The 26158-nt window shown below is 69.0% G+C and carries 28 protein-coding genes; 15 read left to right on the top strand and 13 right to left on the bottom strand.

Features of this window, described 5'->3' with window-relative positions; translation table 11 throughout:
- Positions 1 to 2: 2 nt before the first annotated feature.
- Both ACFYRH_RS15555 and zapE read right to left on the bottom strand, forming a co-directional pair.
- Positions 3 to 464 carry a hypothetical protein gene (locus ACFYRH_RS15555; protein ID WP_387774279.1) on the bottom strand — a complete coding sequence of 154 codons (462 nt, stop codon included), beginning with the start codon at positions 462 to 464 and terminating at the stop codon, positions 3 to 5.
- Between the two features lie 32 nt (positions 465 to 496).
- Positions 497 to 1507: a cell division protein ZapE gene (zapE, locus tag ACFYRH_RS15550; protein WP_387774276.1), complete on the bottom strand. Its 1011-nt coding sequence runs from the start codon at positions 1505 to 1507 to the stop codon at positions 497 to 499.
- Between the two features lie 178 nt (positions 1508 to 1685).
- Here zapE and ACFYRH_RS15545 point away from each other — a divergent pair, with 178 nt between their 5' ends.
- The 6 genes from ACFYRH_RS15545 to ACFYRH_RS15520 are packed head-to-tail and all read left to right on the top strand — an operon-like array spanning position 1686 to position 7795.
- Positions 1686 to 2984 (top strand): ABC transporter substrate-binding protein, encoded by a 1299-nt coding sequence (locus tag ACFYRH_RS15545; protein ID WP_387774273.1) that lies wholly within the window; start codon positions 1686 to 1688, stop codon positions 2982 to 2984.
- A gap of 4 nt (positions 2985 to 2988) precedes the next feature.
- Entirely contained in the window at positions 2989 to 3906 is a 918-nt protein-coding gene (locus ACFYRH_RS15540) for a carbohydrate ABC transporter permease (protein WP_387774270.1), read from the top strand.
- On the top strand, positions 3903 to 4727 hold the full coding sequence (locus ACFYRH_RS15535) for a carbohydrate ABC transporter permease (RefSeq protein ID WP_387774267.1): 825 nt from the start codon (positions 3903 to 3905) through the stop codon (positions 4725 to 4727). The genes ACFYRH_RS15540 and ACFYRH_RS15535 overlap by 4 nt, the downstream gene beginning before the upstream one ends.
- Before the next feature lie 25 nt (positions 4728 to 4752).
- Complete coding sequence (locus ACFYRH_RS15530; RefSeq protein ID WP_387774264.1) at positions 4753 to 5526, top strand: VOC family protein; 774 nt, start codon at positions 4753 to 4755, stop codon at positions 5524 to 5526.
- Entirely contained in the window at positions 5523 to 6455 is a 933-nt protein-coding gene (locus ACFYRH_RS15525) for an aldo/keto reductase (protein ID WP_387774261.1), read from the top strand. Before ACFYRH_RS15530 ends, ACFYRH_RS15525 begins: the two co-directional genes overlap by 4 nt.
- Positions 6452 to 7795, top strand: a complete 1344-nt coding sequence (locus ACFYRH_RS15520; protein ID WP_387774258.1) for a GH1 family beta-glucosidase — start codon at positions 6452 to 6454, stop codon at positions 7793 to 7795. The genes ACFYRH_RS15525 and ACFYRH_RS15520 overlap by 4 nt, the downstream gene beginning before the upstream one ends.
- Positions 7796 to 7949: 154 nt before the next feature.
- On the opposite strand, the gene ACFYRH_RS15515 is transcribed toward ACFYRH_RS15520, so the two are convergent.
- The gene (locus ACFYRH_RS15515; protein ID WP_387774255.1) at positions 7950 to 9170 is read right to left on the bottom strand and encodes an ROK family protein; all 1221 of its coding nucleotides are present in this window, start codon (positions 9168 to 9170) and stop codon (positions 7950 to 7952) included.
- A gap of 90 nt (positions 9171 to 9260) precedes the next feature.
- Here ACFYRH_RS15515 and ACFYRH_RS15510 point away from each other — a divergent pair, with 90 nt between their 5' ends.
- Positions 9261 to 10235 carry a zinc-binding dehydrogenase gene (locus ACFYRH_RS15510; protein ID WP_387774252.1) on the top strand — a complete coding sequence of 325 codons (975 nt, stop codon included), beginning with the start codon at positions 9261 to 9263 and terminating at the stop codon, positions 10233 to 10235.
- 31 nt (positions 10236 to 10266) lie between these two features.
- Here the strand turns inward: ACFYRH_RS15510 and ACFYRH_RS15505 are convergent, their stop codons facing one another.
- From ACFYRH_RS15505 to ACFYRH_RS15490, 4 genes are read right to left on the bottom strand one after another with little or no spacing between them, the layout of a single operon-like run.
- Positions 10267 to 10602, bottom strand: coding sequence for a YnfA family protein (locus ACFYRH_RS15505; RefSeq protein ID WP_387774249.1), 336 nt, complete (start codon positions 10600 to 10602; stop codon positions 10267 to 10269).
- The gene (locus ACFYRH_RS15500) at positions 10599 to 11015 is read right to left on the bottom strand and encodes a MerR family transcriptional regulator (RefSeq protein ID WP_387774246.1); all 417 of its coding nucleotides are present in this window, start codon (positions 11013 to 11015) and stop codon (positions 10599 to 10601) included. The genes ACFYRH_RS15505 and ACFYRH_RS15500 overlap by 4 nt, the downstream gene beginning before the upstream one ends.
- A complete protein-coding gene (locus ACFYRH_RS15495; RefSeq protein WP_387774243.1) occupies positions 11012 to 11323 on the bottom strand; it encodes a hypothetical protein in 312 nt (103 codons plus the stop codon). The genes ACFYRH_RS15500 and ACFYRH_RS15495 overlap by 4 nt, the downstream gene beginning before the upstream one ends.
- A 38-nt stretch (positions 11324 to 11361) precedes the next feature.
- Entirely contained in the window at positions 11362 to 11919 is a 558-nt protein-coding gene (locus ACFYRH_RS15490) for an FHA domain-containing protein (RefSeq protein WP_387774240.1), read from the bottom strand.
- A gap of 135 nt (positions 11920 to 12054) precedes the next feature.
- Between ACFYRH_RS15490 and ACFYRH_RS15485 the strand changes: the two genes are divergently transcribed.
- From ACFYRH_RS15485 to ACFYRH_RS15475, 3 genes are all read left to right on the top strand, one after another.
- Positions 12055 to 13131 carry an ATP-dependent DNA ligase gene (locus ACFYRH_RS15485; RefSeq protein WP_387774237.1) on the top strand — a complete coding sequence of 359 codons (1077 nt, stop codon included), beginning with the start codon at positions 12055 to 12057 and terminating at the stop codon, positions 13129 to 13131.
- Entirely contained in the window at positions 13131 to 13886 is a 756-nt protein-coding gene (uppS, locus tag ACFYRH_RS15480) for a polyprenyl diphosphate synthase (protein ID WP_387774234.1), read from the top strand. Before ACFYRH_RS15485 ends, uppS begins: the two co-directional genes overlap by 1 nt.
- 63 nt (positions 13887 to 13949) lie before the next feature.
- Entirely contained in the window at positions 13950 to 14453 is a 504-nt protein-coding gene (locus ACFYRH_RS15475; protein WP_387774231.1) for a hypothetical protein, read from the top strand.
- Here ACFYRH_RS15475 and ACFYRH_RS15470 read toward each other — a convergent pair.
- Positions 14450 to 14626, bottom strand: a complete 177-nt coding sequence (locus tag ACFYRH_RS15470) for a hypothetical protein (protein WP_387774228.1) — start codon at positions 14624 to 14626, stop codon at positions 14450 to 14452. The genes ACFYRH_RS15475 and ACFYRH_RS15470 overlap by 4 nt on opposite strands.
- The gene (locus ACFYRH_RS15465; protein ID WP_387774225.1) at positions 14626 to 16527 is read right to left on the bottom strand and encodes an ABC transporter ATP-binding protein; all 1902 of its coding nucleotides are present in this window, start codon (positions 16525 to 16527) and stop codon (positions 14626 to 14628) included. Before ACFYRH_RS15465 ends, ACFYRH_RS15470 begins: the two co-directional genes overlap by 1 nt.
- A 132-nt stretch (positions 16528 to 16659) precedes the next feature.
- Between ACFYRH_RS15465 and ACFYRH_RS15460 the strand changes: the two genes are divergently transcribed.
- From ACFYRH_RS15460 to ACFYRH_RS15450, 3 genes are read left to right on the top strand one after another with little or no spacing between them, the layout of a single operon-like run.
- Positions 16660 to 17100 carry an SRPBCC family protein gene (locus ACFYRH_RS15460; RefSeq protein WP_387774222.1) on the top strand — a complete coding sequence of 147 codons (441 nt, stop codon included), beginning with the start codon at positions 16660 to 16662 and terminating at the stop codon, positions 17098 to 17100.
- Positions 17097 to 17426 (top strand): ArsR/SmtB family transcription factor, encoded by a 330-nt coding sequence (locus tag ACFYRH_RS15455; RefSeq protein ID WP_387774219.1) that lies wholly within the window; start codon positions 17097 to 17099, stop codon positions 17424 to 17426. Before ACFYRH_RS15460 ends, ACFYRH_RS15455 begins: the two co-directional genes overlap by 4 nt.
- 13 nt (positions 17427 to 17439) lie before the next feature.
- A complete protein-coding gene (locus ACFYRH_RS15450) occupies positions 17440 to 17889 on the top strand; it encodes an SRPBCC domain-containing protein (RefSeq protein ID WP_387774216.1) in 450 nt (149 codons plus the stop codon).
- A gap of 66 nt (positions 17890 to 17955) precedes the next feature.
- On the opposite strand, the gene ACFYRH_RS15445 is transcribed toward ACFYRH_RS15450, so the two are convergent.
- Positions 17956 to 18492 carry a hypothetical protein gene (locus ACFYRH_RS15445; RefSeq protein WP_387774213.1) on the bottom strand — a complete coding sequence of 179 codons (537 nt, stop codon included), beginning with the start codon at positions 18490 to 18492 and terminating at the stop codon, positions 17956 to 17958.
- Between the two features lie 149 nt (positions 18493 to 18641).
- On the opposite strand from ACFYRH_RS15445, the gene ACFYRH_RS15440 reads away from it, so the two are divergent.
- Positions 18642 to 19388 (top strand): hypothetical protein, encoded by a 747-nt coding sequence (locus tag ACFYRH_RS15440; protein WP_387774210.1) that lies wholly within the window; start codon positions 18642 to 18644, stop codon positions 19386 to 19388.
- Positions 19389 to 19395: 7 nt separating this feature from the next.
- Here the strand turns inward: ACFYRH_RS15440 and ACFYRH_RS15435 are convergent, their stop codons facing one another.
- A complete protein-coding gene (locus ACFYRH_RS15435) occupies positions 19396 to 20166 on the bottom strand; it encodes an enoyl-CoA hydratase/isomerase family protein (RefSeq protein ID WP_387774207.1) in 771 nt (256 codons plus the stop codon).
- 24 nt (positions 20167 to 20190) lie between these two features.
- Positions 20191 to 21789 (bottom strand): ABC-F family ATP-binding cassette domain-containing protein, encoded by a 1599-nt coding sequence (locus tag ACFYRH_RS15430; RefSeq protein ID WP_387774204.1) that lies wholly within the window; start codon positions 21787 to 21789, stop codon positions 20191 to 20193.
- A gap of 95 nt (positions 21790 to 21884) precedes the next feature.
- Here ACFYRH_RS15430 and ACFYRH_RS15425 point away from each other — a divergent pair, with 95 nt between their 5' ends.
- Positions 21885 to 22787 (top strand): neutral zinc metallopeptidase, encoded by a 903-nt coding sequence (locus ACFYRH_RS15425; RefSeq protein ID WP_387774201.1) that lies wholly within the window; start codon positions 21885 to 21887, stop codon positions 22785 to 22787.
- A gap of 330 nt (positions 22788 to 23117) precedes the next feature.
- Here ACFYRH_RS15425 and ACFYRH_RS15420 read toward each other — a convergent pair whose 3' ends face one another.
- Entirely contained in the window at positions 23118 to 26114 is a 2997-nt protein-coding gene (locus tag ACFYRH_RS15420) for a hypothetical protein (protein WP_387774198.1), read from the bottom strand.
- Positions 26115 to 26158: the final 44 nt, after the last annotated feature.

Raw genomic sequence — 26158 nt, 5'->3', positions numbered from 1 at the left:
CATCACCCCGCGACTTCACCGTCTTTCCGGCGGCGCCGCCGCCACAACCCGATCTCGATGGCGGCGATCACGAGCGCACTGATCGGCAGCGACAGGAGGCTCCAGGCCATCCCGCCCAGCAGCGACAGACAGTCGGCGTCACGGTTCGGACAGTCGGTCGCGGTGTAGTACGCCGTACCCGCCCACAGAGCGAGCAGCATCAGCGTGGCCGCGCCGATCAGGTACGCCGCGACGCGCACCATCCAGCGTCCGCCGGACCGGTCGCGCTCGCGTGGCTGCAGCCCGATCGCGATCAGCAGCACGGCGGCCAGGCCGACCGCCACCACGAACACCAGGAACTCGCCTTCGTCACGTGCCCAGATGAACCGGAAGCTCTCGTCCCGGACCGCCCGCCAGATCAGCCAGGCGTCGAACAGGACGAGTACACCTCCGGCAATCGCCCGCCACCGCGTCTGCATCGCCATTGCTCCAATGAAGCACGTCGACGGGGCGCGGGTCAGGCAGCGCGCGCCAACGAGATCAGACGGGACAGGGCACGGAGGTATTTCTTGCGGTAGCCGCCCTTCAGCATCTCCGGTGAGAACAGCTGGTCCAGGGGCACGCCACTCGCGAGCAGCGGGAGGCTGCGGTCGTACATGCGGTCGGCGAGGACGACCACGCGGAGGGCCACGTTCTCGTCCGTGAGCGGCCGGATGTCGGTGATGCCAACGGCCTCGACGCCGTCCAGCAGAGCGCCGTACTTGCTCGGGTGCAGTTCGGCGAGGTGCCGGTGCAGGTCGACGAAGTGGTCGCAGGACGCGTTCGTGCGTGCCGCCGCCGCTTCCTCGACCCGCGCGTCGGTCCACGGCTCCGGCGCCACCGGCAGCCCGCGATGTCGGTAGTCGGGCCCGTCGATCCGCCGTACGTCGAAGTTCGCGCCGAGGGCCTGGATCTCGCGGAGGAAGTCGGACGCCTGGAACCGGCCCTCACCGAGTTTGTCCGGCAGCGTGTTCGACGTCGCCGCGAGTTCGACGCCGGCCGCGACCAGTTGCCCGAGCAACCGCGAGATCAGCATCGTGTCGCCGGGATCGTCCAGCTCGAACTCGTCGATGCAGATCAACCGGTACGTCGACAGCGCGTCGACCGCCGTCCGCAGCCCGAGCGCGCCGACGAGGTTGGTGAGCTCGACGAACGTGCAGTACATCTTCGGGCCGGACGACTCGTGCCACAGCGACGCGAGCAGGTGGGTCTTGCCGACCCCGAATCCGCCGTCGAGGTAGACACCCGGCTTCTCCGGCACCTCCGTCCGGCCACGCAGCCGCGACCACAACGACGGCGCCGGCCGCGGCTTCGCCAGCGTCTCGGCCCGTGCCGACAGCACCGCGAGCGCTGCCGCCTGCGACGGCTCGTCGGGATCCGGGCGGTACGTGCTGAACCGGACCTCGGCGAACCGCGGCGGCGGAACACACTCCGACAACAGCCGGTCCGGACTGACCTCCGGCCGCCGCTCACTCAACCGCACCACCATGCGCCCAACCCTATGGCCCCACCCCGATCCCCCACTTTGTGCACCCACCGCCCACCACGGCCGCCGCTCGATGGTCGGTGGGTGCACAAAGTCAAGCCTGCTGTGGCCTTGACCACTTTCTTACTTTCAGTTAGGAAGTTGGGTAGGAGTTCGTGAGGCGAACCATGAGGAGTCTCCGATGGGCGAACAGCACGTGCGGCGGCGGACCATACTCAAGGGGGCAGCGGGCGCGCTCGGCCTCGGGCCCGCGCTCGCCGCCTGCGGTGGCAGTGACAGCGGCGGCACCACGAGCGGCGGGAAGGCCGTGGTCCGGATGTGGTCCTGGTACAACGACCAGGAGGACCAGTTCCCCAAGCTGATCAGCGCGTTCGAGGCCGCGCACAGCAACATCAAGATCGAGAACCGGATCTTCGGCACCCCGGACCAGTACCTGCCCGCGCTGCAGGCCGCGGTCGCGGGTGGCGACGTACCGGAGATCTTCGCGCCGCACACCCGGGCGCTGACCTACGGCACCGGCGGGATCTCCGCCGACCTGAAGCAGGAGCTCGGCGACGACTTCCTGAAGGACTTCTTCGACTCGGCCAACCAGGAGTACACCCTGGACGGCAAGCAGTACGCGGTCGGCTGGATGGCGCAGACGTTCGGGCTGTTCTACAACCCCGACCTGCTGAAGGCGGCCGGGGTCGGCGAGGACGAGCTCGAGACCTGGGACGACCTGATCGCGGCGGCGGCGAAGATCCGCAAGACCGGCAAGCACCCGGTGGCGCTGAGCTGCAATCCGACCACCAGCTCGCTGGACTTCTTCCTGCCGCTGATCACGCAGGTCGCCGACGACCCGACGTACTACCTGAAGCTGGACCAGCTCAGGGACGGCGCGACGTACGAGGATCCGAAGGTCGTGCAGGCGATCGAGCTGCAGCAGAAGATCGTCAAGGCCGGCGTGTTCCAGCCCGGTACGACGGGTACCAGCGGGGACCAGGCGCCGCAGATCTTCTACACCGGGAAGTCCGCGATGCTGTTCAACGGCAGCTGGACGCCGCAGGGCCTCACCAAGGACGCGTCACCGGCCTTCAACAAGTTGTACAAGGTGATGAAGACGCCGGCGATCGCGCCCGGCAAGCGGCACTGGACGGCGAACCAGGCCGGCGCCGGCTGGGCGGTCTCCCAGACCAGCAAGAACAAGGACGCGGCGCTGGAGTTCCTGAAGTTCATGTACTCCGCGGAGCAGTACTCCCCCACGATGAACGGCTCCAACTCGATGCCGGCCACGAAGAGCGCCGCGGCCCGGATCGAGCTGCCGATCATGAAGCAGATGACGTCCTGGCTGCTCGACGGCGACGGCTGCCCGCACATCCCGTTCGGGCCCGGGTCGGTCGCGGCCGGCGATCCGCTCGCGAAGATCTTCGACGGCACCGGCGAGCCGGCCGCGGTCGCGAAGGCGATGCAGCAGGCGGTCCAGAACGCCAAGGGCGGCTGACTGGATGAGTGCCGGTCAATTCTTCGGAACCCCACTCAGAAAATCACAGCGCGCCGCAGGCTATGTCTTCATCGCTCCGACGTTCGTGCTGTTCCTGGCGTTCGTGCTGTGGCCGATCCTCTACACGGCGTACCTGAGCCTGACCTCCTGGGGCGGGTTCGGAGCACCGCGGTTCGTGCACTTCGACAACTACAGCCGGATGCTGCACGATCCGGTCGCCCGCCGGGCGCTGATCGTCACGCTTGTGCTGACCGGCGTGACGACGGCGGTCCTGACCTTCCTCGGTCTGGTCACGGCGGTCCTGGTGAACGTGATCTGGTCGAAGGCCGGGGTTGTCGTCCGCACCATCCTGTTCGTCCCGGGGATCGTCTCGTTCGTCGTCTCGGCGGTGCTCTGGAAACTGATCTACGACCCGAACATCGGCACACTCAACCGGTTGCTCGGGGCAATCGGTCTGGGCAGCCTGCAGCACCCCTGGCTGGCCGACCACAAGACCGTGCTGCCGGCGATCGTGGTGGTGACGGTCTGGGGCGGCCTCGGGTTCACGATGCTGATCTACTTCGCCGGCCTGCAGGGCATCGACCCGAATCTGTACGAAGCGGCCGCGATGGACGGCGCCAACACCGTCCAGCAGTTCCGGCACATCACCGTCCCGAGCCTGCGGGTCGTCACCGGCCTGATCGTCAGCCTCGGGCTGCTCAACGGGTTCAAGGCCTTCGACGTGATCTTCGTGATGACCGGCGGCGGCCCCAACCACGGCAGCGAAGTACTCGGCACGTATCTCTACTCGCTGGCCTTCGGTACGACGTCCGGATCGCTGCCGCAGCTCGGGTACGCCAGCGCGTTCAGCGTCGTGACGATGGTGCTCTGCACGCTCGCGGTGATCGCGCAGCTCTGGCTGACCCGGAGGGCGGACCGATGAGGAAAACGCTGTTCGGAAAGTCGTTCGCGACCTTCGTGCTGCTTCCGTTCTGTGTCCTGATGGCGTTTCCGTTCGTGTGGATGCTGTGCACCTCGTTGCGGGAGCAGAACACGATCTTCAACGGCCCGATCATCCCGCGGAAACTCACCGGTTCGGCGTACCGGGAGGCGTGGACGTCGATCGATTTCCCGCTGCATTTCTGGAACAGCGTGTGGATCACGTCGGTGACGGTGATCGGTGTACTGATCTTCGCGACGCTCAGCGGGTACGCGTTCGCGAAACTGGATTTTCCGTTCCGGAACACGTTGTTCGTGCTGCTCCTGACCACGCTGATGATGCCGTCGACGGCGCTGATCATCCCGCTGTACCTCGAGCTCAAGTCGTTCGGTCTGCTCGACAGCCAGGCCGGACTGCTGGTGCTCTACATCTCCGGTTCGGCGCCGTTCGCGATGTTCCTGATGCGCGCGTTCTTCCAGACGCTGCCGGACGAGCTGATCGAGGCGGCCCGGGTCGACGGCGGCAGCGAGCTGACGATCTTCCGGCGCGTGATCCTGCCGCTCACCCGGCCGGGGATCGCGACCGTGGTGATCTTCCAGTTCCTCTCCACCTGGAACGAGTTCCTGATCGCCAACACGGTGCTGCGCAGCACCGACGCACTTCCCCTGCAGCCGGTGCTGTTCACGCTGATGGGTCAGTACTCCACGAACTGGCCGGCGCTGACCGCCGGTCTCACGCTGTCCGTCGTACCGGTCGTGATCGTCTACGTCCGGATGCAGCGGCAGTTCGTCGCCGGGATGATGCTCGGCGCGGTGAAGAACTAGCACGAAACTAGCCGAAAGAGGGCGTATGCCGATCAAGAACGTCGTGGTCAACTGCACGGATGTCCAGCGCTCGGTCGAGTTCTACACGCGGTCCCTCGAGCTCCAGGTGATCGGTACGGCGACCGCGGAGCGCGCCGTCCTCGACGCGGTGACCGCGACGGTCGAGTTACGGGCCGTGGGCAACGGCCGGGACCGGAGCACCTGGTCGCCGGACGACCTGCAGCGCGGGTTCCGGCACCTCGGTTTCAAGGTCGACCGGCTGGACGAGCGGGCCGGCGTACTGAAGGCCGCCGGTGTGGAGTTCAAGCTCGATCCGCTGGACGCCGAGGGGAAGGTCCGGATCTGTTTCTTCTACGACCCCGACGGCACGCTGCTCGAGATGATCCAGGGCGACCTGCAGTACGCCGAGATTCTCGACGCCGACGCAGTGGCGCGGGAGCGCGCTCTCGGCGTACCCGAGCGGCCGCGGTTCGACCACGTCGCGGTGACGATCGAGGACCGGCCCGCGACGACCGCGTTGTACGACCGGTACGGGTTCTCGTTCATCGGGACGATCGAGCAACCGCACGACGCCCGCGGATTCCACATCGGCTACCTCAAGGGCGGCGACACCGTGCTGGAGGTGTTCACCTACGACATGGACACCTCGGCGCGCGCACCGCAGCTCGACGTCGCCGGGTTCGGGTACGCCGAACTCGCCGGTGACGCACCGGATCTGCCGGCCGTCACCTCACCTGATGGGACGAAGGTGCACGTCGACCCCGACGGGTTTCCGTTCGCCGTAGGCTCCGGCGCATGATCAAGCGCACTCTCGGAAACACCGGCCTGACCGTCTCCCCCGTCTGCGCCGGCGGCAGCGGCCTCGGCAGCATGCCCGCGGTCTTCGGGTACGACGTACCGCGCGAGCAGGCCGTCGACGTCGTACTGCGTCTCTTCGACAGCCCGGTGTCCTGGATCGACACGTCCAACGGGTACAGCGACGGCGAGAGCGAGCGCCGGATCGGCCAGGCGATCCGCGAGTACGGCGGACTGCCCGACGGGTTCCTGGTCGCGACGAAGGTCGACGCGAAGGGCGGAGAGTACTCGGGCGCCCGGGTCCGCGCGAGTATCGCCGAGAGCAAGGAGCGACTCGGGCTCGACGACCTCCCGCTGGTCTACCTGCACGACCCGGAGGCGTGGGACTTCGAGTCGATGCGGGACGCGGTGGACACCCTGATGCAGCTGCGGGCCGACGGCGAGATCGGGCACGTCGGACTCGCCGGCGGCGACACCCGGGAGCTGTCCCGGTATCTCGACCTCGGCGGTTTCGAGGTCCTGCTCGTGCACAACCGCTGGAGCCTCGTCGATCGCTCGGCGGCGGGCATCTTCGAGCGCGCCCGGGCCGAGGGCATCGCGGTGGTGAACGCGGCGATCTACGGCGGCGGGATTCTGGCGAACCCTTCCGGCGCCACGAAGTACGCCTACCGCGAGGCGCCGGCGGCGCTGCTCGAGGCCGTCGCGGAGATGGACAAGGCCTGCCGGGAGTACGGCGTGGACCTCGCGACCGCCGCGCTGCGGTTCTCGGTCGACGACCCGGGCATCGCCGGGACGGTCGTCGGCTTCAGCAAGCCCGCCCGCATCGAGGCGCTCACGACGGCGTTGGAGGTGGACCTCCCGGGTGAATTGCTTAACCGGTTAGGTAGCCTGTTGCCGTCGCGGCAGTACTGGGTCGAGAAGGAGACGACGTGACGAACGGCTTCCCACGGGAGTTCATCTGGGGTGCGGCGACCGCGTCGTACCAGGTCGAGGGCGCGGTCGCGGCGGACGGGCGCGGCCCGAGCATCTGGGACACCTTCGCGCACACTCCGGGCCGGATCGCGGACGGCACCAACGGTGACGTGGCCGACGACCACTACCACCGGTTCGCCGAGGACATCCGGCTGCTGGCCGATCTCGGTCTTCAGGCGTACCGGTTCTCGATCGCGTGGCCGCGGATCGTTCCGGCCGGTTCGGGCGCGGTCAACCCGGCCGGCCTCGATTTCTACCGGCAGTTGGCCGAGGCGTGTCTGGCGAACGGCGTCACGCCGTACGCGACGCTCTATCACTGGGACCTGCCGCAGCCGCTCGAGGACGCCGGCGGGTGGCTGGTTCGCGACACCGCGGAGCGATTCCGTGACTACGCGGCGATCACGCACGACGGTCTGTCGGACGTGATCAAGCACTGGATGACGCTGAACGAACCGTGGTGCTCGGCGTTCCTCGGGTACGGCAACGGAGAGCACGCGCCCGGGCGGACCGAGGGCGCGGACGCGTTGAAGGCTGTGCACCACCTGCTGCTCGGCCACGGGCTCGCTCTCGACGCGATCCGCTCCGAGGGCGGGACGTACGGGATCGCGCTCAACCCCGCGCCGATCCACGCCGCGACCGACTCCCCCGCCGACCGCGACGCGGCGCGCCGGATCGACGGGCTGCGGAACCGGATGTTCCTCGACCCGCTGCTGTCCGGGCGGTACCCGGCGGACGTGCTGGAGGACACCGGGACCACCGAGTGGTTCGCCACGCAGGAGCGTGATCTCCCGTTGATCGCCGCGCCGCTGGACTTCATCGGCGTCAACTACTACTGCCCGACCACGGTCGCCGCGCCGGAAGGGCCGATCTCGTCGCCGGTGGCGTCCACCCAGCCGGGCAGCGAGAACGTCGTGACCGTCGACACCGGTCTGCCGAAGACCCAGATGGGCTGGCCGATCGAGGCGGCCGGACTGCGGGACATCCTGGTGACGATCAACAAGATGGCGCCGGACCTGCCGTTGTACGTGACCGAGAACGGGTCGGCGTACCCGGACGAACTCGTCGACGGCGCGGTCGAGGACGACGACCGCCTGGACTACCTGCGGCAGCACATCGCCGTCTGCGAGGACCTGGTCTCGGAGGGCTTTCCGCTCAAGGGGTACTTCGCCTGGTCCCTGCTCGACAACTACGAGTGGGCCTGGGGCTATAGCCGCCGCTTCGGCCTCGTGTACGTCGACTACGCCACGCAGCAGCGCACGCCCAAGAAGAGCGCCCAGTGGTTGCAGGCGTTCCTGGGCTAGCCCCCAGCAAGCGTTTGAGGGGTTCACCCATCAACTTGCCCCTTCACCCGCCGCATGCCGGGGGCGAAGGGGCAAGCGGAAGGGCGAACCCTCGAAATGGCTCGGGGCGGAGGCGAGGGTGACGTGGCTGGGTGACGGGTGACGGGGGCGCTGGTTAGGCGCGCGCGTTCTGGTGGGGTGTGAGCTGACTGTGCAGGACGAGTGAGGCGGCTCCCAGGGCTGCCGCGCTCGGGCCGAGCTTCGAGAGCTCGACGCGGGTCGGGTGCATGGCGCGGACGAAGGAGAGCCGGTTGAGCTCCTGCGCCGCGACCCGGACGTAGATGTCGCCGGCCTCGCTGAACCCGGGGCCGGCCAGGATGATCTGGTCGAGGTCGAGCAGATTGGTGATCGAGAGCAGGGCCTTCGCCAAGTACAGCGCGGACTCCTCGATCAGCTCGACGCACCGCGCGTCGCCGGCCGCGGCGAGCCGGGCGATCCGTGCGAAGTCCGACCGCACCGACGTCCGGCGGCCGCGCAGGCCGAGCTCGGTGGCGAGCGAGTCGTTCTGCTCCGCACGGGCCACGACCGCGGCGGGTGCGGCGAGCATCTCCAGGCAGCCCTGACCGCCGCACCAGCACATCGGCCCGTTCACGTCGAGCACCATGTGCCCGATCTCGCCGACGTTCGACGACGAACCGCGGTACACGTCGCCGTTCGTCATCAGTCCGAGGCCGAAGCCGGCCGCCATGTAGACGGTCGCGAAGTCGTTGGCGGACGGGATCCGGCCGGCCCAGAACTCCCCGATCGCCGCGCAGGTCGAGTCGTTCTCCACCACGATCGGGTGATCGATCGCGTCCTTCAGCGTGTCCCGCACGGCGAACGGCTCCCACGCGTACTTCTGGGAGTCCGTCCGCAGCAGCCGCGTCCCGCCGCGCCCCTGGCGGCCGGCCAGCGCGACCCCGACACCGGCCAGCGTCGACGGCTCGATCCCGGCGCGGACGATCAGATCCTCGAGCTCGGCGGTGATCCGCTGCACGGCGGTCGCCGGCGCGTCCTTCCCGATCCCGCGCGAGGACACCTGCTCGATCACCCGGCCACTCATGTCGGTCACGACGTACGTCGTGCTCGGGGTGTCGACCGCGATACCGACCGCGTGCCGGGCGCGCGGATTGAACTGGAGCAGCGTGGCGCGTTTCCCGCCGGTCGGGTCGCCGTACCCGGTCTCGATGATCAGGCCGTCGGCGAGCAGCCGCTTGACCACCCGGGAGATCGACGCGCCGGTCAGGCCGGACCGGTCGGCGAGGTCGACGCGGGTGACCGTGCCGCTGGAGCGGATCAGGTCCAGGATCGCGCTGTGCGTCTCCTGCGCGGTCGCACCTCTCAGAATCTTCGCCACGTCACCCTCCTCGGGCGCACTTTAGTACACAACGTAAGGAAGTGGCAGTGGTTGACCTCAATCATTGTTGAGGTTCTAGCGTTGCCGACTGTGAAAGCCATCAGACTGCACAGCTTCGGCCCGGCGGAGAACCTCGTCCTCGAGGACGTCGCCGTACCCTCCCCCACCGCCGGCACGGTCCTGATCGAGGTCGAGGCGGCCGGGGTGCATCTCGTCGACACGATGATCCGGGCCGGCTCCGCCGGCGGTAGCCCGATCCCGGTCCCGGACCTGCCGACCATCCCGGGCCGCGAGGTCGCCGGCCGGGTGTCCGCGGCCGGTCCGGACGCGGACCCGGCGTGGATCGGCAAGCGGGTCGTCGTCCATCTCGGCATGGTCCCAGGAGGGTACGCCGAACGCGCGGTGGCGAAGGCCGACTCGCTCTACGAACTCCCCGACCACGTCGACGCCGCCCAGGCCGTCGCCGCGATCGGCACCGGCCGCACGACCGCCGGGATCCTCCAGCAGGCCCGCCTCACCCTGGACGACGTCGTCCTGGTCACGGCCGCCGCGGGCGGGATCGGCAGCTACCTGATCCAGTCCGCCCGGAACGTCGGCGCGATCGCCATCGGCGTGGCCGGCGGGCCGGAGAAGGTCGAGCTCGTCCGCTCACTCGGCGCGCAGTACGCCGTCGACTATCGCGACCCTGAGTGGGCAGCCAAGCTGAAGGCCGAGCTGGGCGACCGTGAGATCACCGTCCTCCTCGACGGCGTCGGCGGCGCCAACGGCCGGCAGGCCTTCGACCTGCTCGGCACCGGCGGCCGGGTCTTCATGTTCGGCTGGTCCGGTGGTGGCCCCATCCAGTTCACCCACGAGGACCTGATGAACCGAGGCCTGACCGCGGGATGGGCCATCGGGGCGAAGCTCGCGCGCCAACTCCGCACGCTCGAAAGAGCGGCGCTGGAAGAGACGATCGAAGGTCGGTGGACGGCCCTGACCACCACGTTCCCACTGGCGGACGCAGCCGCCGCGCACCAGGCGCTGGAGACCCGGGCCACCACCGGCAAGGTCGTGCTACTTACCTAGGTGTCCGCGGGCGTGGACCGCGCGCTGATGGTCAGGAACTGCGCGGCGCGTACATGATCACGACGACGCCGACGAGGCAGATGGCGGCGCCGAGCAGGTCGTAGCGATCGGGTCTGAAGTGGTCGACGAGCATCCCCCAGGCGAGTGAGCCGGCCACGAAGATCCCGCCGTACGCGGCCAGGATGCGCCCGAAGTTGGGGTCCGGCTGGAACGTGGCGACGAACCCGTAGGCGCCGAGGGCAACGATCCCACCGGCGATCCAGAGCACTCCCCGGTGCTCCCGCCACCCCTGCCACACCAACCAAGCACCCCCGATCTCGGCCAGCGCCGCCACCGCGAACAAGCCGACCGACCGCAGGACCGTCACCGGCCGCGCCCGATCTCGGTGAACGGGAGCGGGCAGGCGGGGTCGCCCGCACAGGTCTCCAGGTCGTCGCAGCCGGCGGCGATCCCGGCGCGCAAGGTCTCGGCGATGACCGTCAGGTCCGCGATCTTGGCTTCCACGGCCACCAGTTTCTCCCGAGCCCTCGCCTGCAACCCGGCTCCCTCGCCGCGCCCATGCCGATGCCTGGCGGTATCGAGAAGATCCGACACCTCGGTGAGCGTGAAGCCGAGGCGTTGGGCCGCCTTGATCACGCGCAAGGTGGTGACTGTCTCCGGCGGGTACATCCGGTGACCGCCGAGGCTCCGGTCCGGCTCGTCGAGCAGTCCGCGCCGCTCGTAGTACCGCAGGGTCTGGAGGTTGACACCGGCCGCCGCCGCGACCTCGCTCGATCTCATCGCGGGAGGCGGTTGGTCAGGCCGTCGAGTACGGCGGTGTGGGTCGTCGGGACCGCGACTCGGAGGCGTAGGTCGCCGGTGTGCTCGCTGAGGGTGAAGGTGAAGAAGGAGCAGCATTCGGTTTCGCGGGCGGTCAGGTTGGCGACCGTCGCGCGGGAGTCGGGGCCGAGCGTGAGGTCGAGCGTCTGCGGGTCCACGCGCTCTGCGCGGCGCAGGTGGTCGGCGAACAGCCGGTCGAACTCGGCGACCCGGAACGGGCGGTCCGCGGTGGGTAAGGTGCACGCCTGCGGAGCCCAGATCTCGTCCATGTGTCGACGGTAAACCTGTACCCGGGTACCGGATGCAACTACTGCGGCTGATCCATCCACGTCAGGTTGAAGTCGACGGCGCCGAAGCTGACCCGGTCCCCGGGACGGACCCGAACGGTGGTGGTGATGCGCAGGTCGTTCACGCAGGTGCCGTTCATCGAACCCAGGTCGCGAAGCATCCAGCCGTCGCCGACGTGCCGGAGCTCGGCGTGGAAGCGCGACACCGAGATGTCGGGCAGCCGGAGCGTCGCCCCAGGGCCGCGACCGATCCGCACGGTGGGTGAACCCGGCGCCGGCAACCCGAGACTGGGCGTCGGCGGCACCGGCGTCCGCGGCGCTCCGGACAGCCGATCCACCAGCTTCCGCACCCGCGAGCGCACATCCCGGGTCCACCGGGCGACGCGGGATTCGGCGGGTGGAAGGTCCCGGACGGCGTCGGCGAGTTCGCCGCGGCTCTGCGCGCGCAGCACGAAGTTCATCCGCCGGATGAACGTGTCGTGCGACAGCCGCCCCGAGCCGGCACCGTCGCGCAGTACGGCGAGCGCACGGTCCCGCTCTGCGTCCGACGGACGCGTCTCGACCGGCACCGTGCTCATCCCAGCATTGTCCGTGGGAGGCCGGTTCACTGTCCACCACTCTGTCCACCACTGGTCTATGACAGTGCCGGTACGGGGCGGGCACGCCAGGTGACGATCCTGGTGACTGTCCCCGGCGTGGGACAGAATGACGGAATGCGACTGCCTGTCATGCCGCCGGTCAAGCCGATGCTCGCCAAGCCGGTGAAGGAGATCCCGCGCGGCACGATGAGCTACGAGCCGAAGTGGGACGGGTTCCGGTCGATCATCTTCCGCGACGGCGACGAGGTGGAGATCGGCAGCCGGAACGAGAAGCCGATGACCCGGTACTTCCCCGAACTGGTCGAGGCGGTGAAGGCGAATCTCCCGGCGCGCTGCGCGATCGACGGCGAGATCATCGTGATCGGCGAGTCCGGCGACCGTCTCGACTTCGAGGCCCTGCAGCAGCGGATCCACCCCGCGGCGAGCCGGGTGAACATGCTGTCCGAGAAGACGCCGGCGCGGTTCGTGGCGTTCGACCTGCTGGCACTCGGGGACGACGACTACACCGAGCGCCCGTTCGCCGAGCGCCGTACGGCGTTGCTGGACGCGCTCGCCGACGTCAAGGAGCCGATCCACGTCACGCCCGCGACCGCTGACCACGAGATCGCGGCACAGTGGTTCGAGCAGTTCGAGGGCGCCGGTCTCGACGGGCTGATCGCGAAGCCGCTGGACGGCCTGTACGTCCCGGACAAGCGGACGATGTTCAAGATCAAGCCGGAGCGTACGGCGGATTGCGTCGTCGCCGGGTACCGCCTGCACAAGAGCGGCCCGGACCGGATCGGCTCGCTGCTGCTCGGCCTCTACAACGGCGACGGCACGCTGGCGAGCGTCGGTGTGATCGGCGCGTTCCCGATGGAGCGCCGCAAGGAGCTGTTCGAGGAGCTGCAGCCGCTCGTCACCACCTTCGACGACCACCCGTGGGCGTGGGCGAAGCAGGAGGAAGGCGTCCGGACACCGCGCAACGCCGAGGGCAGCCGCTGGCAGGCCGGCAAGGATCTCTCGTTCACACCGCTGCGCCCGGAACTCGTCGTCGAGGTGCGGTACGACCACATGGAAGGCATCCGCTTCCGGCACACCGCGCAGTTCGTCCGCTGGCGTCCGGATCGTACGCCGGAGTCCTGCACGTACGAGCAACTGGAGGAACCGGTGAAGTTCGACCTGGCCGACGTCCTGTCCAGCGCCCAACGCTGATGCTGTATCCCCTCTACAACCGTCGCCTCCGACGTCAGCTCCGCGGACTGCCCAAGCCCGCCCACGTCGCGATCGCGATGGACGGCAACCGCCGCTGGGCGCGCGGCGAGGGGTACGACGACGTGCGCATCGGTCACCGTTTCGGCGCCAAGCACCTCGAACAGTTCCTGCAGTGGAACGCCGACGCCGGTGTCACCTGCGTGACGGCCTGGGTCGCGTCGGCCGACAACCTGCGCAAGCGGGACTCGTCCGAGGTCGACTACCTGATGGAGCTCACCGAGAGCGTCCTCGCGGACCACGTACGCCGGGACCACCGCTGGCGGTTGCACGTCGCGGGACAGCTGGACTTGTTGCCCGATTCAACGGCTCGCGCGCTCAAGGAAGCGGTCGACCTGAGCCGTGACCGGGACGCCGGCGACCTGACGCTGGCGATCGGCTACTCCGGACGACTCGAGGTCCTGGACGCCGTACGCGCGGTGCTGGACGAGGCGGCGGCGGACGGGCGGTCCCTCGAGGACATCGCGGACGAACTGGACGAGGAGACGATCAGCCGGCACCTGTACGTGCCCGGACTGCCCGACCCCGACCTGGTGATCCGGACCAGCGGCGAACTACGGATGTCGGACTTCCTGTTGTGGCAGGCAACCCGATCCGACATCGAGTTCTGCGACCTGTACTGGCCCGCGTTCCGGGAGGTCGACCTGCTCCGGGCGCTGCGCACCTACGGGCGCCGGAGACTGGAACGATCCAGGTGATTATTTCGGGTGCTTCCGGTGCACTATGGAGGCATACCGACTGGTAAGGAACCGGAGGTTGCGATGTACGACGTCGTACTGCTCGTCGAACAGGAACTGTCCGAGCCCGACGCGAAACGCGTCGTCGAACTCCACCACGACATGCCTGAGCCGGTCACGTACCACGTGCTGGTGCCCTGCCACAACGCCGAGGCCGGTGTCGAGGCCTCGATCAGCGCGCTCGGTACCGCGGATCTCTACGGGCCCGGGCTCGTCGGCCAGCGTGAGGACCTCGCCGAGGCGCAGAAGGCGATCGACAGTGAGGCCAAGGGCTGCAGCGGCCGCAGCGTGCAACGGCTGCGCGACCTCGGGCAGAACGCCGAGGGCGGCATCTCACACGAGCGGCCGATCGAGGCCCTGGTGGCGACCGTGCGGCACGTCCAGGGCCGGGAGGTCATCATCCTGACCAGGCCGCACATCGTGGCGGAGTTCTTCCACCTGGACTGGACCACTTCGGCCCGCCGGCACCTCGGCGTACCGATCCTGCACCTGCTGGAGCACGACCCGGAGAAGACCGCCGCCACCTAATGGGACAGTAGGGCGGCGTAGGTGATGCCGCCGGCCAGACTCGCGATCAGCAACGACAGCGTGGTCCTGATCGCGCGCTCGCCGGTCTCACCGTAGTGCCGACCGTCCTCGGAGTGGTACGCCGCCTTGAAGCCGGCGTACCCCGCCGCGAGAACGAGTCCCAGCTTGATCATCAGACACCTGCCGCTGTGCCGGACACGGCTCCCGATTCCGCGAACTGCGTGTGGTACAGATCAGCGTACTCGCCACCGGCGGCGAGCAACTGGTCGTGCGTGCCGCGCTCCACGATGTTGCCGTGGTCAACCACCAGGATCTGGTCGGCGTTCCGCACCGTCGACAACCGGTGTGCGATCACCAGCGACGTCCGGCCCTCCAGCGCGGTGTCGAGCGCTCGCTGGACCGCGGCCTCGGACTCCGAGTCCAGGTGCGCGGTCGCCTCGTCGAGTACGACGATCTTCGGCGCCTTCAGCAACAATCGCGCGATCGCGAGTCGTTGCCGCTCGCCACCGGACAGCCGGTGCCCGCGGTCCCCGACAACCGTGTCCAGCCCGTCCGGCAGCGCGGAGACCAGCGCCCAGATCTGCGCTGCCTCGAGTGCCGCGATCATCTCGTCCTCGGTCGCGCCGGGCTTGGCGTACAGCAGGTTCGCCCGGATCGTGTCGTGGAACATGTGCGCGTCCTGTGTCACGTACCCGATCGTGTCGTGCAACGACTGCAGCGTCACGTCGCGGACGTCCTCCCCGCCGACCCGGACCGCTCCTCCCGTGACGTCGTACAGCCGGGCGACGAGGTTGGTGATCGTCGTCTTGCCGGCGCCTGACGGACCGACCAGGGCAACCATCTGACCGGCCTGTACGGCGAAGCTCACGTCCTCGAGCACCTGCGCCGACACGCGCTTGTCCAGCACGGCGACCGACTCCAGACTCGCGAGCGACACCTGCTCGGCGGTCGGGTACGAGAACGCGACGTGCTCGAACTCGACGCTCGCCGCGTTCTCCGGCAGGTCGCGCGCATCCGGCTTGTCCTTGATCATCGGCTCCAGGTCGAGCACCTCGAAGACCCGCTCGAAGGACACCAGCGCGGTCATCACGTCGACGCGGACGTTGGACAGCGCGGTCAGTGGCCCGTACAGCCGCCCGAGGAGGGCGACCAGAGCGAGTAGCGTCCCGACCGTCAATGTCTCGCGGACGGCCAGGTTGCCGCCCACGCCGTACACGAGGGCTGTCGCCAGCGCGGCGACGAGGGTGAGCGCGGTGAAGAACACCCGGCCGAGCATCGCGATCCGGATGCCCAGGTCACGGACGCGGCCGGCCCGCTCGCCGAAGGTCTCGCTCTCCTGCGCGGGGTGCCCGAACAGGGTGACGAGCAGGGCGCCGCCGACGCTGAACCGCTCGGTCATCGCGGTCGACATCTCGGCGTTCAGGTTCATCTGCTCGCGGGTCATCGCGGCCAGCCGGCGGCCGAGCACGCGCGCCGGGATCAGGAAGATCGGCAGCATCAGGATCGCGACCACGGTCAGCTGCCAGCTCAATGCGAGCATCGCGCCGACCACCAGGATCAGGCTGATGATGTTCGAGACCACCCCCGACAGCGTGGAGGTGAAGGCCTGCTGCGCGCCGATCACATCGTTGTTCAGCCGTGAGACCAGCGCGCCGGTCTGCGTCCGGGTGAAGAACGCCACCGGCATCCGCTGGACGTGCGCGAACACCTTCGTTCGCAGGTCGAAGATCAGCCCTTCACCGATCCGCGCCGAGAACCAGCGCTGCACCAGGCCGAGGATCGCCTCGAAGACCGCGAGCAGCGCGACCACCAGCGCGAGCGCGGTGACCAGGCCGGCGTTCCCCTTGGAGATCCCGTCGTCGACGATCTTCTTGAACAGCAGCGGCGACGCGATCACCAGGAACGCGGACACGATCACCAGCAGCAGGAACGCCGTGATCTGCCAGCGGAACGGCCGCGCGAACCGGACGATCCGGCGCAGCGTGCCCTTGGCCAGTTTCTGGCCGACCACGGACGAGTCCTGGCGCCGCCAGGCCATCGCGCCCATCCCGCCGCGCATCATCGGTGAAGACATTCAGCTCCCTCTCGTTACCCCGATCTTCTCAACATTCCCGGGACCAGGACGCTTCCCGCAACTTTTGGTTGCACATCCCGCGGTCCTGGTCTACAGTCATGAGCAACCAAAGGTTGCGAAAGGATGAGGGTCATGAGCAGGAGCATCGAGCGGGAGATTCGGATCGAGGCCACCCCGGACGTGGTGTACCAGGTAGTCAGCTCGCCGGAGCACCTGCGCGAGTGGTGGCCGGACGACGCCGACCTCGACGCCGTACCCGGGGCGACCGGATCGATCACGTTCCGGCAGGACGAGGGGGCGACGGTCGTGCCGGTCACCGTGATCGAGGCCGAGCCGCCGCACCGGTTCGCCTTCCGCTGGGACTACGACGGCGAGACCGCGACCCCGCAGAACTCGGTGCTCGTGACCTTCGACCTGGTTCCGGTCGACGGCGGCACGCTGCTCCGGTTCGCCGAGACCGGGTACGACGAGGCCGCCAAGTCCGACGCCGTACTCGAGGACCACACCAGCGGCTGGGACTACTTCCTCCCCCGCATCGCGCCGTACGTCGACCGGCTGGTGCACCGGCCGTGATCGACGACGAGATCTGGTCGGCGATCGGCGATCCCACCCGGCGGCGGATGCTCGACCTGCTGCTGGCGAACGGCGGGGGCACCGCGACCAGTCTCAGCGACCAGTTGCCGGTCACCCGGCAGGCGGTCGCGAAACACCTCGGCGTTCTCGACCGGGCCGGACTCGTGCACTCCACACCGTCCGGACGCGAACGCCGGTACACCGTGGACGAGGACCAACTCGCCCACGCGATCGACCAGCTGGCCGCCGTCGGTCAGACCTGGGACCGGCGACTGCAGCGGATCAAGCGGATCGCCGAGTCAATCCAACGACAGCAAGACTCCTGAAAGGAAGCATCCTATGTACGACATCCTGCACCGCGTCGGCGTCATCGCCTCCCCCGCGGACGTCTACGCGGCACTCACCACGATCGACGGCCTGGCCGGCTGGTGGACCGAGAACACCACCGGCGACCCCGAGGTCGACGGCGTGACGAAGTACCGCTTCGCCGCCGCGAACGACGAGGGCTTCGACATGAAAGTCCTCGAGACCAAGCCCGGCGAACTGGTCCGGTGGGAGGTGATCGACGGGCCGCCGGAGTGGATCGGTACGCACATCAGCTTCGAGCTCTCGCAGACCGATCAGTGGGCGATCGTGCTGTTCAAGCACGAGGGCTGGAAGGAGCCGGTCGAGTTCATGCACCACTGCAGCACCAAGTGGGCGACCTTCCTGCTGAGCCTGAAGAAGTACGTCGAGACCGGCAAGGGTGACCCGTCACCGAACGACGTGGTGATCGACAACTGGCCGTAGACGCCGCGACGAGCGCAATGAGGCGTGCGGCGGACCCCCTCCCCGGTGTCCGCCGCACGCCGGCCGTCAGTTGTAGCAGGGCTTGGCAAAGTTGGCGTAGACCCCCACGTACGGGGAGTCGGCGGAATAGCTCAGCGGTGCGGGGGTGGTGTAGATCGTCCGGTGTTCCTCGTCCCGGAACACCGCGTGGAGACCGCTGGACTGGTTGTTGATCCAGGAACCGAAGATGTATGGGATCGCATACTCCCGGCACTTGGACATGTAATGCATCGTGCCGCTGTAGTTCTTACCGGTGAAGGTGCACAGGCTCAGGTAGGGGCAGCGGTAGTAGGTGCCCCCGGTCACCGTCAGATCGCGGACCCGCGCCTCGCCGGGCAACGGAAGGATTGTCCCGCCGCCGTCCCACGCGACCTTGTTGGCGGCCACCTGCCGGCCGCCAGTGGCCGCGATCTCGCGATCGACGGCGTCCTGCAGCGTGCGGGCCTGCGCCGCGGACAGCCCCGCGGTCCGCGCCTGGTCGGCGAACAGCCCCTCTGATCCAACCGCGTGGGCTGGGCCGCCCGCGGCGTACGCCAGGCCCACGACCCCCATCAGCGTCGCCATGATCATGCACAGTGTTCGCATAGTTGAAGTTCTCTCTCGTCGGAGAAATGACGATCCGATCCTCACCGGGCAACGGCCCGGCGGTCCGCGGCTGGCGAGAACTCGCCACCGCTGGACCTGCCGCACCTGGCCGGGCATGATGCACCTCGATGCGTGCAAGTGACGAGACAGGGGCGTCGCACGACGCGCTGATCGCTGCGCTGGCCGATGCCTTCGACCGATCGGCGCACTGCACGCGTGCCGGATCCGCGCCGCCCAGCAGGCTCGTCAGGGGCTCACGGAGCTTCCTGTGGGACACCATCAGCCGGCTGCGCGCCCAGGCCAGGCACGAGATCCTGAGCCTCGACGACACCGCGTACCTGATCGCCCGCGGCGTACCGGACTCCATTCAGCAACGCGGTCCGGCCACTCTGCGGGACGCGTTGGACCGCGGCGTCGACGTCCGGCAGGTGACGTCGCGGGCCGGCCTGCTCGCCGATCGCGAGCTCGGCGCCATCGTGTACCGGGCCGGCGGCAAGGCGCGGGTGGTGCCCCGGATACCGACCAAACTGTCGGTTCTGGACCGGCGGGTCGTCGTCCGCGCCATCGACTCCACGGTTCTCGCCGACGGATTCCAGATCATGTATGACCCCGCGCTGGTCGCCAGACTCGTCGGGATCCATCGCGAGCTGTGGCAGACGGGAACCGAGCCGGAGACGGACGCGGACGACCTACCGCCGCATCTCAGGGCCCTGTTGCCCGCGCTCGCGTCCGGGCAGCCGGACAGCATCGCCGCCCGCTACCTGGGCATCTCGGCGCGCAGCTACAGCCGACGCGTCGGCGAACTCCTCACGAACCTGGGCGTCCAGACCCGGTTCCAGGCAGGTGCCGAGGCCGCCCGGCGAGGCTGGCTGTAACTCCCCGTCATCCCTGACCGAAGGCGGCCAGGAGTTCTTTCAGGCGGCGCTCCTGGGCTTCGCGTTCGGCCTTGAGCTGGTCGTCGTACGAGCGGTCCGCGGCACCGAGGAGCAATGCCTTGGTCTCGCGGATCGCTCCCGGCAACGGGCCGAGCAGCGCGTCGGTCAGGTCCTTGACCGTCGCCTCCAACTCCGCCTCGGGTACGACGATGTTCGCGAGGCCGAGCTCCTTCGCCTCGGGGGCCTCCACCCAGCGGGTCGTCGTACAGATCTCCAGCGCCCGGGAGTAACCGATGAGCTCGACCAGCGGCTTCGTGCCGCCGAGGTCCGGGACCAAACCGAGGGACGGCTCGCGCATGCTGAAGCGGGCGTCCGGCGTGACGACCCGCAGGTCGCACGCCAGGGCGAGCTGGAAGCCGGCGCCGACCGCGTGACCCTGGACCGCCGCGACGCTCACGATCTCCGGCCGCCGCAGCCAGGAGAAGCCGGACTGGAAGTGTGCGATCAGCTCAAGGACCTCGTCGGTCGGCTTGGCGCCCAGATTGAGCAGCGGCTCCTCACCCAGGTCGTTCTCTCCCATGATGAGCCGCCGGTCGAGTCCGGCCGAGAAGGACGGCCCCTCCCCCGACACCACGACCACGCGGACGTCGGACGGCAACGACGTACCGAAGTCCGCCAAGGCGCTCCACATCGCGGGCGTCTGGGCGTTGCGCACCTCGGGCCGATCCAGCACCACCCGGGCCACGGGCCCGTCCACACTCAGTCGCAGACCAGTCATGGGACGGATATTACTCAGAAGTAATCAGGCGAGCGAGACCAGGTCGGCGTACTCGTTGGTCCAGAGGTCCTCGACGCCGTCTGGGAGCAGGACGACGCGCTCCGGCTCGAGTGCCTCGACCGCGCCCTCGTCGTGCGTGACCAGGACGATGGCGCCGGCGTACGAGCGGATCGCGTTCAGCACCTCGGCGCGGGACGCGGGGTCCAGGTTGTTGGTCGGCTCGTCGAGCAGCAGCACGTTCGCCGCGGACACCACGAGCGTCGCGAGCGCGAGCCGGGTCTTCTCACCGCCGGACAGCACCCGGGCCGGCTTGTCCGCGTCGTCACCGGTGAACAGGAACGAGCCGAGGACGCTGCGGGCCTGGGTCTCGTTCAGGTCCGGGGCGGCGGACTTCATGTTCTCCAGCACCGTCCGGTTCACGTCCAGAGTCTCGTGCTCCTGGGCGTAGTACCCGAGCTTGAGGCCATGACCGTCGATGATCTCGCCGGTGTCGGCCTTCTCGATCCCGCCGAGGATCCGCAGCAGCGTGGTCTTCCCGGCACCGTTCAGACCGAGGACGACGACCCGCGAGCCCTTGTCGATCGCCAGGTCCACGTCGGTGAAGATCTCCAGCGAGCCGTACGACTTCGACAGCTCGCGGGCCATCAGCGGCGTCTTGCCGCACGGCGCCGGCGTCGGGAACGCGATCTTCGCGACCCGGTCGGCCTGGCGGGTCTCCTCCAGCGACGACATCAGCTGCTCGGCGCGCCGCAGCATCTGCTGCGCGGCGGTCGCCTTCGTCGCCTTCGCGCGCATCTTGTTCGCCTGGTCGACCAGTTGGCTGGCCTTCTTCTCCGCGTTCGCCCGCTCGCGCTTGCGGCGGCGCTCGTCAGTCTCGCGCTGGGTCAGGTACGCCTTCCAGCCGACGTTGTAGATGTCGATCTCGGCCCGGTTCGCGTCCAGGTGGAAGACCCGGGTGACGGTCTCCTCGAGCAGGTTCACGTCGTGGCTGATCATGATCACGCCACCGGCGTACGACTTCAGGAAGTCGCGCAGCCAGATGATCGAGTCGGCGTCCAGGTGGTTGGTCGGCTCGTCGAGCAGCAGCGTTTCGGCCTGCGCGAAGAGGATCCGGGCCAGCTCGACCCGGCGGCGCTGACCACCCGACAGCGTCGCGAGGGGCTGACCGAGGACGCGGTCCGGGAGGCCGAGGTTGGCCGCGATCCGCGCCGCTTCCGACTCGGCGGCGTACCCGCCGGCGGCGTGCAGGTCCGCCTCGGCGCGCTCGTACCGCCGCATGCCCTTCGCGCGGGTCTTCTCGTCCGCGCTGGCCATCGACTTCTCCGCGCTGCGCAGGCGCCGTACGACGTCGTCGAGGCCGCGGGCGGACAGGATCCGGTCCCGGGCGAGTACGTCGAGGTCGCCGGTGCGCGGGTCCTGCGGGAGATAGCCGATCTCGCCCGACGTCGACACCGAGCCGCTGGCCGGCAGGCCCTCACCGGCAAGAATCTTGGTCAGCGTGGTCTTACCGGCACCGTTGCGGCCGACCAGCCCGACCTTGTCGCCCGGACCGACCCGGAACGACGCGGGCGCGAGCAGCTGACGGGCACCGACGCGAACCTCGAGATTGGAAACAGTGATCATCGGGGGTCGCAGGCGTCCTCACACTCGGAAACGGGCTGAACAGGCGGTGTCACGGCACGCCGGAATCCCCGCTCTCAGCGTCTAGTGTATGTGCCGTGAAATTCAACCCGGATGCGGATCTCGACACCAGCGGTATCGAGGACACCCGCGGCAGTGGCGGCGGACGCGGCGGCGGCCTGCCGGGCGGGATGATCCCGGTCGGCGGCGGCATCGGCGGCATCATCTTGCTGGTCGTGATCCTGCTGCTCTCGGGCGGGCTGCCAGGCGGAGGTGGCAGCGACGAGCCCGCGACGCAGAACACCGCGGCCGGCAACCTGGGCTCCTGCAAGAAGGGCACCGACCTGCAGTCGAACTCGAACTGCCGGTTCGTCTTCTACCAGAACTCGATCGAGGGCTTCTGGGCGGCCGAGCTCCCCCGGCGCGGGAAGAAGTACACCCGCGCGGCGATGCGGGTCTTCGACGGCTCGGTGAACACCGGCTGCGGCCCGGCGACCAGCGCGGTCGGCCCGTTCTACTGCCCGCCGGACATGCGGGTGTACCTGGAGCTCGGGTTCTTCGACACCCTGCAGACGGACCTCGGCGCCCGGGGCGGCGAGTTCGCCGAGGCATATGTCATCGCGCACGAGTACGGGCACCACATCCAGAACCTGTACGGCATCCTCGACCGGATCAAGACCCGCAACGGCCCGACGTCCGACTCGGTCCGCTCCGAACTCCAGGCGGACTGCCTGGCCGGTATCTGGACCAACCACGCCACCACGGTCCCGGGGAAGAACGGCAAACCACTCATCACCGAGCTCAGCGAAGACGACATCGCCCGCGGCCTCGACGCGGCCGCCGCCGTCGGCGACGACCGCATCCAGCAGAAGACCCAGGGCCAAGTCAACCCCGAGAGCTTCAGCCACGGCACCGCCGAGCAACGCATGCGCTGGTTCAAGCGCGGCATGGACTCGGGCGACATGACCGCCTGCGACACCTGGTCCGCCAACCCCCTCTAACGCGCCAGCCGCGCACCCGCAGCGTTGCCCCCTCACCCGCAGCGTTGCCCCCTCAGATTCTCAGGGGGCAACCCTCCGACTCAGCCGGCAACCCTTCAACCCCGGGGCGCAACCCTCCAACTCGAGGGGTGCCCCGTCACCTCCAGAGTTGCCCCCTCAGATTCTCAAGGGGCAACCCTCCAACTCAGCCGGCAACCCTTCAACCCCGGGGCGCAACCCTCCAACTCGAGGGATGCCCCCTCACTCGCAGGGTTGCCCCCTCAGATTCTCGAGGGGCAACCCTCCAGCTCGGGGGATGCCCCTTGAGTTGGAGGGTTGTCGGGTAGGGGGTCAGGCGACCTGGGCGGGGCGGTGGTAGCCGGGGAGGAGTTCGTCGACCAGGGCGTCGGTTTCGGACTCGGGGCCGCGGGGGCCGCCGTGCTTCGTGAGGGCGGCGTACATCTGGGTGGCCACGTTGGTGACGTCCGACGTGGTGCCGAAGTGGGACGCCAGGCGGAGGGTGGCTCGCCAGAGTTCCTCCGAGGCCGGCGAGAAGCTCAGGCCGGTCTGGAGGGCCGTGCGGGCCAGGTTGCCGTCATTGTGGCTGAGGGACGCCTCGGCGAGCCGCAGCGCGGCGTCGACGACGGCCTCCGCCATCCGGCGCTCGATGCCGGACGCGGCGAGCCACGAGTACCGGCCCCCAGGCAGGTTCGACCACGCGGGCCCGTGGACCAGGCTGAGCGCTGTCGACAGCGCGCCGCGCGGGTCCTCCATCATCGACGCCTGCTTGGCGAGCGTCCGGAACACGTCCCAGTCGACCCGGACGACGCTGCGGTTCAGCATCCAGCGGCCCGACTCGTCGGCGTACATCGCGTCGACGCCGACCCAGCGGCGGGTGTGCTCCAGCGCGGAGTCCCGCAGTTCCTCGCTGATGCCCCGCGGCCAGATCGCACCGGCGAGCACGTTCGGGTGTACGCCGTAGTCCTGGCTGGCGAGGAACGCGATGATCTCTGTCGACAGCGCCACCCGGCCCTCGTCGATCGCGCCACGCGCGTCCACCTCGACCGGACCGAGCAGGTCGACCTCGACCGGCGCGGGCTGACTCAGGTCCGTCGCCGAGAACTCGTACGCCGGCATGTCCTGCTCGGACCGCCGCTTGTCCCGCGCATCGGTCTCGGCCGCGTCGAACAGCGCGACCAGATCCGCGAACTGCTCGGGGTTGACGCTGTGCGCGTCGACCTCGAGACCGAGCAGCCGGCAGACCGCCTGGTTCTTCTCGTCCACGACGAACCGCCACGGCGAGTTCAGCACGTCGCCGACCACGACCACCGCGATGCTGCGCTTGGTGTCCGCGGCCAGCCGGTTCAGCTGGTCCTGCTCCTCCGGGGACGGCGGCGCGGACACGAAGATGATCTCCGCACCCCACAGCGCCGCATCCGGATGCGTCATCCGCGCCTCGGCCACCGAGCCGATGTTCCGCCGCTGGCAGGCCTGGACCTGCGCCTCGGTACGCCGGGCCACCTCGCCCATCGCGTCGTCCAGGCGGACCCAGTAGCTCAACCGCGTCGGCGCCAGCGACGACAGGTCGTCGCCGAACCCGACCATGCTGATGTGCGCACCCTCCGACCACAGGTTGGTCGCCAGCTCGACGGCCAGCGAACCGACCACATCGCGGGACGCGTTGCCGACGCCGCCGAACGCGACGATCCCGTTCGCGGTGTCGAGGTCGATCAGCACGGTCGCGCCGTCCGCGTTCTGCCCGACCGTCACCAGCGTCGGGTACGGCGCCGGCGCGTTCACCTCGCCACTCGGACCGTACGCGCGGCGCAGCGTCCAGCGGGTGCCTTCGGCAATCGCCTGCCACGGCCCGGGCGGGGCGGGCTGCGCCTCGTACGGGTCGAGGACCAGCGTCAGCGCCCGCTCGGTCACCAGCGCTGCGACGACCTTCGGCATAGGGCGCCGCAACTGCGTCATGTCAGCACCGAGCTTGCGGAGCGAGTTGTCGACGAACTGCGCGGTCGGCACGTCCGAGGCAAGCCGCAGGCCGACCTCGGTCTGCCGGTGACCAGCAGCCTTCGGGCCCGGGCCTTGCGCCCAGCCGCGGCGCCGCTTCAGCGCCAGCGCCAGACCTGCCGCGAGCAGCGTCGCACCGAACCCGTAGATGCCCGCGTCCTTCAGGCTGAAGCCGCCCTCGTCGACCGCGACCGGCACCGGATCCGGCAGCTGGGTGCCGCCACCGACAGGCTCGCCGTGCTCGTTCTGGCCGGTACCCGGCGCGTGCGGCTCGACCGTCACGCGCGGCTCCCCCGGCTTGACGTTCTTCGCGCCCGGGTCGTTCGTCGCGCTGCCGATGACGACCGACGAACCGCGCTCGATGCTCTTCTCGGAGTACCGCCCCGGAGCAGTCGGCTTCGCCGCGGTCTTCGTCTCGGTCGTGGTCTTCGTGGAGGGCCGCGCGACGGTCCGGTTCTCGACGGTCGTCTTCGGGGTGACCGTGGTCTTCGTGGTGTGGTCTTCGATGCTGACCCGCACCGTGTGCACACCCGGACCCTTGGCGTCCCCCGGCAGCCGAACCTGCCAGCCCGGCAGGATCAGGTCCGGGTTGGTCAGCCGGCGCCCGTCGGGCTGCAGCTTGTTCTTGTTGAGGTCGTAGATCTCCTTGTACCGCCGTCCTTCGCCCAGGTACCGCTCCGCGATGTCCCAGAGGCAGTCGTAGTTCCGGCCCTGCGGCGGACGGACCTCGGTGTACTTGACGACCTGACCCTTGTGGTCGTGGTTCGTCCGGACTCCGGTGGTCGTCTTGCCCTGACCCGTGAGCACCTTGCTTGCCGGCTCGGTCTGGCGGAACTGCGACGCGGAAGTCTGTTCGTTGCCGTCCCGCGTGGTCACGGCGGTCGGCGCGGCCGGACCGCTGGTGGTCACCGCGCTCGCGACCGGCAGGCTGACGCCCGCCCCGGCGGCGATCAGTACGACGGTGCCGATCAGGCGCCGCGCCAGCGCCTGCGAGCCGCCGCCGAGTGGCACCCGTGGGGACAGCCCGTGCCCCTTGATCTCGGCGACCGCCTCCGCGATCAGGCAGATCACGAAGTGCAGCCAGGCGACCCAGATGAAGAACGCGATGATGCCGAGGACGGTCTCGATGCTCAGCTCGCTGAACAGTACGTCGCGGCTCGGGATCTTGTCCGGCCACGGCGTACCGAAGAACCGCAGCAGCACGTACGGCACCCCGCCGACTATCGCGAGAATCGCGAGCAGCGCGACGAACCCCTTCAGCCGGTCCGCACCCGGCGACCCCGACCCCCGCTGCGGCAACCGCGCCGCCCGCACCGGCTCATTCGTCCTTACCATCGCTCCTCCATACCCCCACCGTCAGCCACACCCTCGACTGCTGC

Origin of the sequence: Kribbella sp. NPDC004875, from assembly GCF_042873375.1 — a bacterium.
In the GTDB taxonomy this organism is placed as follows: Bacteria; Actinomycetota; Actinomycetes; order Propionibacteriales; family Kribbellaceae; genus Kribbella.
Note: the sequence above shows the minus strand (reverse complement) of the source record. Positions and strands in the feature narration are given on the sequence as shown.